Source organism: Paenibacillus chartarius (genome assembly GCF_042432825.1).
In the GTDB taxonomy this organism is placed as follows: domain Bacteria; phylum Bacillota; class Bacilli; order Paenibacillales; family NBRC-103111; genus Gordoniibacillus; species Gordoniibacillus chartarius.
Window position 1 is genome coordinate 1 of the sequence record NZ_JBHLWN010000032.1, and the last position, 8,290, is coordinate 8,290.

Consider the following 8,290-nt stretch of genomic DNA (forward strand, 5'->3'; position numbering starts at 1 on the left):
GCCACTGGTCGTTCGGAAAGAACTTCCACCGGATGAAAATGCAGTACGACTTCGGCCTCAGCAAAATCTACGAGCTCGTCATCAATTCCGACCCGTGCTACGCCTTCCTGCTTGACGGCAATTCGCTCATCCAGAACAAGCTGATCGTCGCCCACGTGCTGGCGCACTGCGACTTCTTCAAGAACAATTCGCGCTTCTCGCGCACGAACCGGAACATGGTGGAGAGCATGTCCGCCACGGCCGAACGGATCCGCGGCTACGAGATCGAATACGGCGTGAAGGAAGTGGAAAATTTCATCGACGCCGTCCTGGCGATCCAGGAGCACGTCGACCCTTCGCTGACGAAGCCTTACCGGCACGCGGAGCAGCAAGCGACAAAGCGCTTCTCGCTGCGCGGCGAGGCCGATGCGGAGCCGGAGAAGCGGTTCCCGCCGAAGCCGGAGAAGGACCTGCTGCTGTTCATTGAAGAGTATGCGCCCGATTTGAAGGACTGGCAGCGCGACATTCTCACCATGCTGCGCGACGAGATGCTGTATCTTTGGCCGCAGATGGAAACGAAGATCATGAACGAAGGCTGGGCTTCGTATCGCCAAGGTGCTTACGCAAATAAGCTCTCCACGAACGATCAGGGATCGTCGGGAGAGCTTTCTTATTGCTTGTTTTTTGGTACAATGGAGGTAACAGAACCTTATGGAGGTGCCAGCCATGCAATGGGAAGAAGTTCGGAAGATTTACCCCGACCAATACGTAAAGCTGCAGATCCTCACGTCGCATACAGAAGGTAATACCAAATATGTGGATGAGGTCGCCTTGATTAAAGCCATCCAAGATCCCAAAGAGGCAACCCAAGAACTGCTTCGTTCGAAAGACGGCATCATTGTGTCCCACACCTCGAATGAAGAGCTGAAAATCGAAATCCGTACACTCCGTGGCTTGCGGGGAGTTGTCCAATATGAAAATTGATCTCGTGGATGGACTGCTGCAGACCTCGATTACGATAAATTATAAGGGACAAGCCCTTACCATTGACAAGCTGGTCATTGATACCGGTGCTTCTCATACGCTCCTTTCCGCCGATGCTGTGGCTGATATTGGTGTTTACTTTGAAACCGGCGACGAAATCGTCAGTGCTTTCGGCATTGGCGGCGAGGAAAGCTGTTTTAGAAAAGAGTTTGATGCTGTGATGTTGGGCGATTTTCAGATTGAAAATTTCAAGCTTGATGTTGGTGCTCTGCATGAAAAGCTTGAGATCAATGGGCTTCTCGGATTGGATTTGCTGATGGCGGCGAATGTTGTTTTGGATTTGAATAAGCTGGTTATGTATTCAGCTAAAAAATAAAATTAGGTCGCCCGAAGGCAACCTATCATTTGTGACTGTTGGATAGTAGATCTTTAATTAAAGCAATGGGACTAGCTTCAATCTCATCATATGTACCTAAATCGCCACTATATGCTTTGGCTAGTATTGCCTTTTCGAGACTGTTTAACAGGTCATCAATCTTAAGTGTTTCAAATATTGATCTTTCGTTATCAATGTAATTGTCGAGTAACCTGGTTATTTCAGCAATTTCTTCTTCTGGTGGCATAGGTACAATTAATGAAGCAAGCTTACTTGCATTTATGTTGGCTTGCCCAACTTGCTGAGTAACCATCGAAAGTAGGTAATTCCTACCTAAATGACTATTAATATAGTAACAAATATATCTAGCTATTTTTTCCTTGAAAAAGAGTCTAACATTCACTAAATATGAGGCGTAAGTCATCTTTGTCGCCTGTTTCCCACGAACTACAGCAGTTTTGCCAACTAATTCATAACTATTTGTCCTGTTAAACAACAAGTCGTATTCTTCCAACTTATATTTCTCAACATCAGCATGGTCAATCGGTAGGTATTTCAAATTATCTAAGATTAGCTGCCCATCGTGGATGTTTCCCATCCGCAGGACAGGCACACCCACATCATCATTAGTTTTTGCTGACGTTCCGTAAGTAGATACTTCAATCAAATCTTCAAGGCGTATCCATTTCCAACCATATGGTAGTTCAAACGGCGCGGATGTTATTTCCTTGCCAATCGTTTTGCTTTTCTTATCATTTCTTAGAGCAATTATCTTTTGAAGTAACGTTTCAACAGAACCACTTTGCACATTTTCAACCCGCCAATTTCTCGTCAATTCCCCACGAAAAGCCTTCTCCAAAATTGCCGCTCGGCGAAGTTCAAAGGTTTCTTTGGCTTCTTCAATTAACTGTTTTGCTTGATTGATTTTGTCCAAGAGACTTTCGAGTTTGTCAGCAATTCGTTTTTGTTCATTTAGTGGTGGAATAGGCAATGGAATAGCATTCATATTTTTCTGATTCAGCTTTGGTTGGGCTGACCCGCTAACATATTTGTTTAGACTAATGGAATTAAGATAATACTCAACAAACTTGTTAGGGAACTCTCCCCTAGTTCTTAAAACATGAGCGTGATTGTTAACCCAGATCTTTCCCTTCGCTAAGAAAGCAATTGGTTTGGTCCTTGTAACTAGATTTGCTCCATCTTCGCCCAGTAATATAAATTCACCTTCATGTGTAAAACCATCAATATAGTCGATTACCCCTGAAGCTCCATAGTATGGAAAGGGACCTTGTCGGTCTCTACGTTCGTCTGTTGAAATCGGAACACGTAGATTATCGTAGTTTTCAAGGTAAAAACCCAATCTTACCCAAACCCAATTATCCGGGACTTTATAAGGCTGCTCTTCTACCGGCACAAACGCCTCTTTCAACACCTCTTCAGGTGACTTCACATTTTTCTTACTCATTACCGTACACCTCGGTTGCTTCTGCAACCAATGACAGCTTTGGCTTGCTCTCCTCGTATCCATTCTGCTTCGTCTCAATAGCCTTCAACTCAGCAACAACTTCACCCAGTAATGCCAAAGCCTGTTCCAGCTTCGCGATAGCCTCTTCCGCAGAATCAATCGGATCAGGCAAATTATCGTAAGCGGACAGCGACTCATCGGCGATCAAGCCGATGTCGAGGCTGTCGTCCTTCTTACGGATCTCCTCACGCGTAAATACGTTCCACCGCTCATCTTCCACCTTAGTACGATCGTCAGCTGTATAAGCTGCAACAAACGCGTCAAAATGAGCCACAGTCAATGGCGTACGCTTTCCGAAGCTCGGCATATTCGTCCGCAGATCATACACCCATACTTCCTTTGTGCTGTCCTTATCCGTTTTCTCACGGCTAAAGAACAATACGTTCGTCTTTACACCCTGAGCATAGAAAATCCCTGTTGGCAAGCGCAGGATCGTATGCAGGTTACACTTATCCATCAAGTCAGCACGAATTTTTGCGCCTACGCCGCTCTCGAATAGAACGTTATCCGGCAGAACAACCGCCGCGCGTGCTTTACCGTTCGATTTCAATGCACGATAGATATGCTGAAGGAAGTTCAGCTGTTTGTTCGTGGTCGTAAACGTTAAGTCGTCACGAGTGGGGCGTTCTCCGCCTTGCTTTGTACCAAACGGCGGATTGGTCATGATCACATCGAAGTTTTTCAAGCTTGCACCGTCATCAGACAAAGTATCGCCAAGCATAATCTCGCCATGAATATCATGAAGCATTGCATTCATCATCGCTAGACGATGCGTATCCTTAACCAATTCCACGCCTGTGAAAGCTTGATACTTTTGAAACTCCGCTTCCTTTTCTCCCAGATCGAAATAGTCGTCCGTCTTGTTGCGCACATGACGGTCTGCCGCGATCATAAAGCCGAACGTTCCCGCAGCAGGGTCGTTACACCGCTCACCCGGCTGAGGATCAACGAGCTTCACAATAACATCGATCAACGGACGTGGAGTAAAATACTGCCCCGCTCCCGACTTCGTCTCACTAGCGTTTTTCTCGAGTAATCCCTCATAAAGATCGCCGAGTCCTTCTTCCTTAGCGCTGTACCAGTCGAGCTGGTCGATCGACGTGATGATCTTCTCCAGGTTTTTGGGCTCATTGATATTCGAGGTCGCATTCATGTAAATCTGCTTAATCGTGTCATTGCCCTGAGCTCCAAGATCCAACAACAGCTGACGATAATGCTGCTGCAGCGCAATCCCATGGCGCTCCGTTAGAGAGTCCCAGCGATAATTTTCCGGCAGGATACCTTCGTTATCTGTTTCCTTCATCATTTTTAAAAATAGAAGGTACGTTAGTTCCGTCACATATTGATGATACGTGATGCCGTCATCACGCAGTACGTTGCATAAGTTCCACAGCTTTTGTACAATATCCTGATTGCCCATTTATGCCAGATCCCTCTTTCTAGGTGTGTATAGTGCAGTATTGATCGTCGTGACAATCGTATCGATCTCACCGTCGAAGATTTTATTCAACTGCTTGTAGCCGCCCTTGCTCTTGAATGGCTCCACATCAAATGCCTTCTCCGGGTTAGGATCCAATACCGATTCCTGCAGCAGCTGCTTCTCGATCCGCTTCAACCAATCCTTCTGAACCTTCGACCAGACCTTCATATCATAAATCTTTTTCATCGCGCCCTCAATACGTTCTTCATGGCTAATCAATGGATCGCCTAGTGCCTGCTGACGGATGAAGCTGATAATGTCCGCTGCAATATCTTCATTCTTCGCATCGCGCCATGCTGCCTGCAGCATTTTCTCCGAATAACCCTGTTGATCCAGTGCTACGCGCAGCTTGCGAAGCTCCTCACGGGTCAAATCATTCGGACGTGTGCAAATGATGGTGAGCGCCGGAATCAGGTTCAAATTCTCCTTAATAAACGCATGGAAGCCTTCTAAGTAATCCTCCGGCTTCTTAGCGTTACCGTAACCGCGAGACGTGGAAAGAAGCTTATCCTCATGATTGGAAATATAAATACGATGCGCTCTGCCGCGATTTTCATCAATAAAGCCAACCAGCGTTTTCTTCGTCTGCAGCTCAGAGCCGATCTGAAGTGCATCCGTGTTCTTCAGTGATTTGATAAAATCATCCACATTCATTCCACCGGACAGCGCCTTAAAATCCTCATGATCCTTAGCCGTCCAAGTGCGTTTCTTCCGCTGAATCTTCGCAATAATTTCTTCCTTGTGCTGCTTGCCCTGCTCTTCGCTATCTAGCTGAGCCAACTCATCTACGAGCATATCAAGCGTAACAGACGGCTTTGTAACGACCGGCTTCATGTCGGTGTACGGCTTCAAGCTTTCATAAATCCCAACCGCATCATAAATCATAAAATGATCCTTGCCAATGTCATCGCACCTTCTGGTCGCTCTCCCCAGCATTTGCTCATACAATATCCTTGAACGTACCCGGCGAAGGAACACAAGATTCGTTATGCTTGGAATATCAACGCCCGTAGTCAGCAAATCAACTGTTACAACGATACTCGGAAGCCGCTCATTTTTAAAAAGTTTAATGGCATGCAGCGGATCTTTGATCGATCCTGTAATTTTCAACACCGCATTGTCGTCAACAGCCCCGTACGCTTTCTCCAACTCTTCTTTGAAGATTCGCACCACCATATCGGCATGGTCATCCGTCGCGGCAAAAATTAGCGTCTTACCGTCCGATTCCGGATCGATAGATTTGGTAAGCTCGGCAAGGATAACGCGGTTGAAACTCTCCGTAATGACAGTCTTATTGAACTGAGTCACATCAATATTGATTTCATCCTGCAGCATTTCCTTGTCGATGGTACCTGAGGACACATCATACACCGCAACCTCTTCGCCAATCTGCCACTTGATTCCGTTCTTCTTGAGCAAGGTCTCGAACTGCATAGGAGGCTCATGATCGATGAGATACCCATCAATGACTGCTTCTCGATAGGAATAGCTGAATACCGACCGACCGAATATCTCAACCGTATGCAGCGCGGGCGTAGCCGTCAACCCGATACGAACCGCGTCAAAGTAATCGAGCACCTTCCGATACTTGCTCACGTAATCCTCATGATCGCGGAACGTCAGCTCCAGCTCCGACATTTCCTTATCGAGCGTATAGCCGCGATGCGCCTCGTCCACTAGGATACAGTCATATTGATCAACGGATGGAATATCACTCTCATTCTCGTTGTAAAACAAGCGTTTTACCATGCCCTGTACAGTAGCTATGTGAACCTTCGTTTCCTGATTGGGCTTCTTGTCATCTAACGTTTGCAGTTCGAAAATTTCTGTAAAAGAATGATAGCTTTCCAGCTTCGAATCCTTAAATGCCGCCTCCGCCTGCCGACCTAGCGCCGAACGGTCGACAAGGAACAGGACCCGTTTAAAGCGGTTATGCTTAATGAGGCGATAAAGCAGACCGATCGCCATCCTTGTTTTCCCTGTGCCCGTTGCCATCGCCACCAGAATTTTACGTTCTCCGGCAGCAATCGCCTGCTCAACGGAAAGGATTGCGTCCTCCTGATACGGACGCAGCTTAAGGTAGTCTAACGTCTCATCCTGCAAGTCCTTGGTCGCTTGCTCTTGATCCTGCTGCAGCAGACTCTTCAGACCTTGCGGAGAATACCACGCCTGCAGCGGACGTGGATGATTCGTTGGTTTGCGGGCGTCGAGGAACCAAATACCGGACAAATGCTTAAGCTGCTCCAGGTAAGGGCGTCCGTTTGTGGAGAAAAGGAAAGGCACCTGATAATTCCCCCAAGGACCATGAATGATCTCATCACCATGACGCACGACCTGCATCGCATATTTCTTGGCTTGGGCAATATCTGCCTCCACATTCTTACTCATCCGCTTAGCTTCGACGATGCCAACCAGCTCTAATCCGCAGAACAGCGCATAGTCGGCAAAGCCTGTTTTGAGCGCCCACTCTGCAATCGCAAGGTTTCGACCCTTCTCCGGGCGTACTCCGAGACCGTAGCGTAGTGTCTGAGAATCCGCTTCCCAACCGGCTTGGCGAAGCTTTTCATCAATAATCAGTCGCGTCTCCGCCTCAGTAAGAGAGAGAGCGCTGCCAGCCTGCTTGGATTTCGTTTGGCGCTTCCGCTTATCCTCTTGTGTAACGGTTGTTTGATGCTGACGAAGTGTCTCCAACTCTTGCTGCAGCTGCTCCATCCGCGCCTCATAAGACTGGGCTAACTGATCCAACTGCTCCTGATTGCCAGCCGTATCCTGCTCTATTGGTTCGACATAGTCTGGAGCTTGAAAGTCCCACTCGCCGTAGACCTGCATAAACCACACGCTTAGTCGGAAGGCAAGCTGCGTCAATGCTTGAGCTTCTCTGGTTGAGCCATACCCCGCTTCATGCGCCGCTTTGTTGCCAATCTTGCGGAGCGTGTGCAGCATATCTGAAATTTCATCGGTTAACAGGTCTTCACGCATTAATTGGGTTAACCGGTCTACCTGCGTCACCACTCTAGATTCATCTAGTTCTTCGAAAGCATATATGTACTTCGTTAACGTCTCACCAAACATCCGAAGTTTGATCAGTGTTGTGTTGGGATCAACAAATAAATTCCGCTCAGCCATTTCTCCGAGGTCAGATAAGATTTTCCAGTGTTTTTCTAAAAAATGAAAATTTCCACCCACCACAATCACCCCCGATACTTAAGAATAGCTTTTAACATAAACTTATATAGGTCTACGGTATCAATCCATATGTATTCGACATCTTTTTCTAAATCCCCTGCATTTATGGAAATTTTCTGATACTAGTCCTCCTACTTTAAGCATATACATAGGAGAATTGATGACAGTGGTAATGCTCGCTTTCAGCGTTAACCTTAATAACCCGGTTAACCTCAATCCTTTCCACGGATAAACAGTTAACCACATAAGGAGGAGGTATCTCACCCGTATTCAAGAAACATTAACTGGTGCAGATAATAGCTTGGATGATGACCAAACGCTCGATCAGAAATACGATTTGCCTGAAGATCATGATGCCTTTCGGGAAATGCTAGCTGATTCGCCGCCAAGCGAGAAGAATGAGTAAAAGGCAACCCCCGCCGAATAACGCCTGTCTACATATTACCGGAATAGGTGTCCAAATCTTTTCGGAATGAGTGTCCAGACATTACCGGAATACGCAGTTATAGGCTACCAAACCAAAAAATTAATATCATCAATTTATCTGCAATTATAATATCTTTTATAACTCCTTCCTTCGCGTCTGTCTCACCGAATACTTTTATTATTTATACATTGTCGGACAACTTCTCCCCAACACCTTCCCCACATGTTCCCCCCTCCCCCCGAATATACATGCACTAAGAGCTTTCCAACCGGAAGGGAGCGTGCGTGACGCCATGACACCAACGGAAATTCAGCAGCTCGAGCGAGCCATCGA

General features: G+C 46.7%; 5 protein-coding genes and 1 pseudogene. 3 read left to right on the top strand and 3 right to left on the bottom strand.

All coding sequences use genetic code 11. From position 1 onward, the window contains the following. The 3 genes and pseudogenes from ACFFK0_RS09715 to ACFFK0_RS09725 form a co-directional block, all read left to right on the top strand. Positions 1–587 (top strand): annotated as a pseudogene (locus tag ACFFK0_RS09715) (SpoVR family protein); the annotation flags it as partial. 223 nt (positions 588–810) lie between these two features. After that, positions 811–963, top strand: coding sequence for a hypothetical protein (locus ACFFK0_RS09720; protein WP_377469960.1), 153 nt, complete (start codon positions 811–813; stop codon positions 961–963). Continuing rightward, the gene (locus tag ACFFK0_RS09725; RefSeq protein WP_377469961.1) at positions 953–1,339 is read left to right on the top strand and encodes a retropepsin-like aspartic protease; all 387 of its coding nucleotides are present in this window, start codon (positions 953–955) and stop codon (positions 1,337–1,339) included. The genes ACFFK0_RS09720 and ACFFK0_RS09725 overlap by 11 nt, the downstream gene beginning before the upstream one ends. Before the next feature lie 25 nt (positions 1,340–1,364). On the opposite strand, the gene ACFFK0_RS09730 is transcribed toward ACFFK0_RS09725, so the two are convergent. From ACFFK0_RS09730 to hsdR, 3 genes are read right to left on the bottom strand one after another with little or no spacing between them, the layout of a single operon-like run. Next, positions 1,365–2,804, bottom strand: a complete 1,440-nt coding sequence (locus ACFFK0_RS09730) for a restriction endonuclease subunit S (RefSeq protein WP_377469962.1) — start codon at positions 2,802–2,804, stop codon at positions 1,365–1,367. Further along, on the bottom strand, positions 2,797–4,284 hold the full coding sequence (locus tag ACFFK0_RS09735) for a class I SAM-dependent DNA methyltransferase (RefSeq protein ID WP_377469963.1): 1,488 nt from the start codon (positions 4,282–4,284) through the stop codon (positions 2,797–2,799). Before ACFFK0_RS09735 ends, ACFFK0_RS09730 begins: the two co-directional genes overlap by 8 nt. Then, positions 4,285–7,530, bottom strand: a complete 3,246-nt coding sequence (gene hsdR, locus ACFFK0_RS09740; RefSeq protein WP_377469964.1) for a type I restriction-modification system endonuclease — start codon at positions 7,528–7,530, stop codon at positions 4,285–4,287. Positions 7,531–8,290 lie beyond the last annotated feature (760 nt).

Bases quoted from the DNA above. Each gene is read 5' to 3' on its own strand.
- ACFFK0_RS09735 (WP_377469963.1), bottom strand. From the start codon at position 4,284: ATGGGCAATCAGGATATTGTACAAAAGCTGTGGAACTTATGCAACGTA.
- ACFFK0_RS09730 (WP_377469962.1), bottom strand. From the start codon at position 2,804: ATGAGTAAGAAAAATGTGAAGTCACCTGAAGAGGTGTTGAAAGAGGCG.
- ACFFK0_RS09725 (WP_377469961.1), top strand. From the start codon at position 953: ATGAAAATTGATCTCGTGGATGGACTGCTGCAGACCTCGATTACGATA.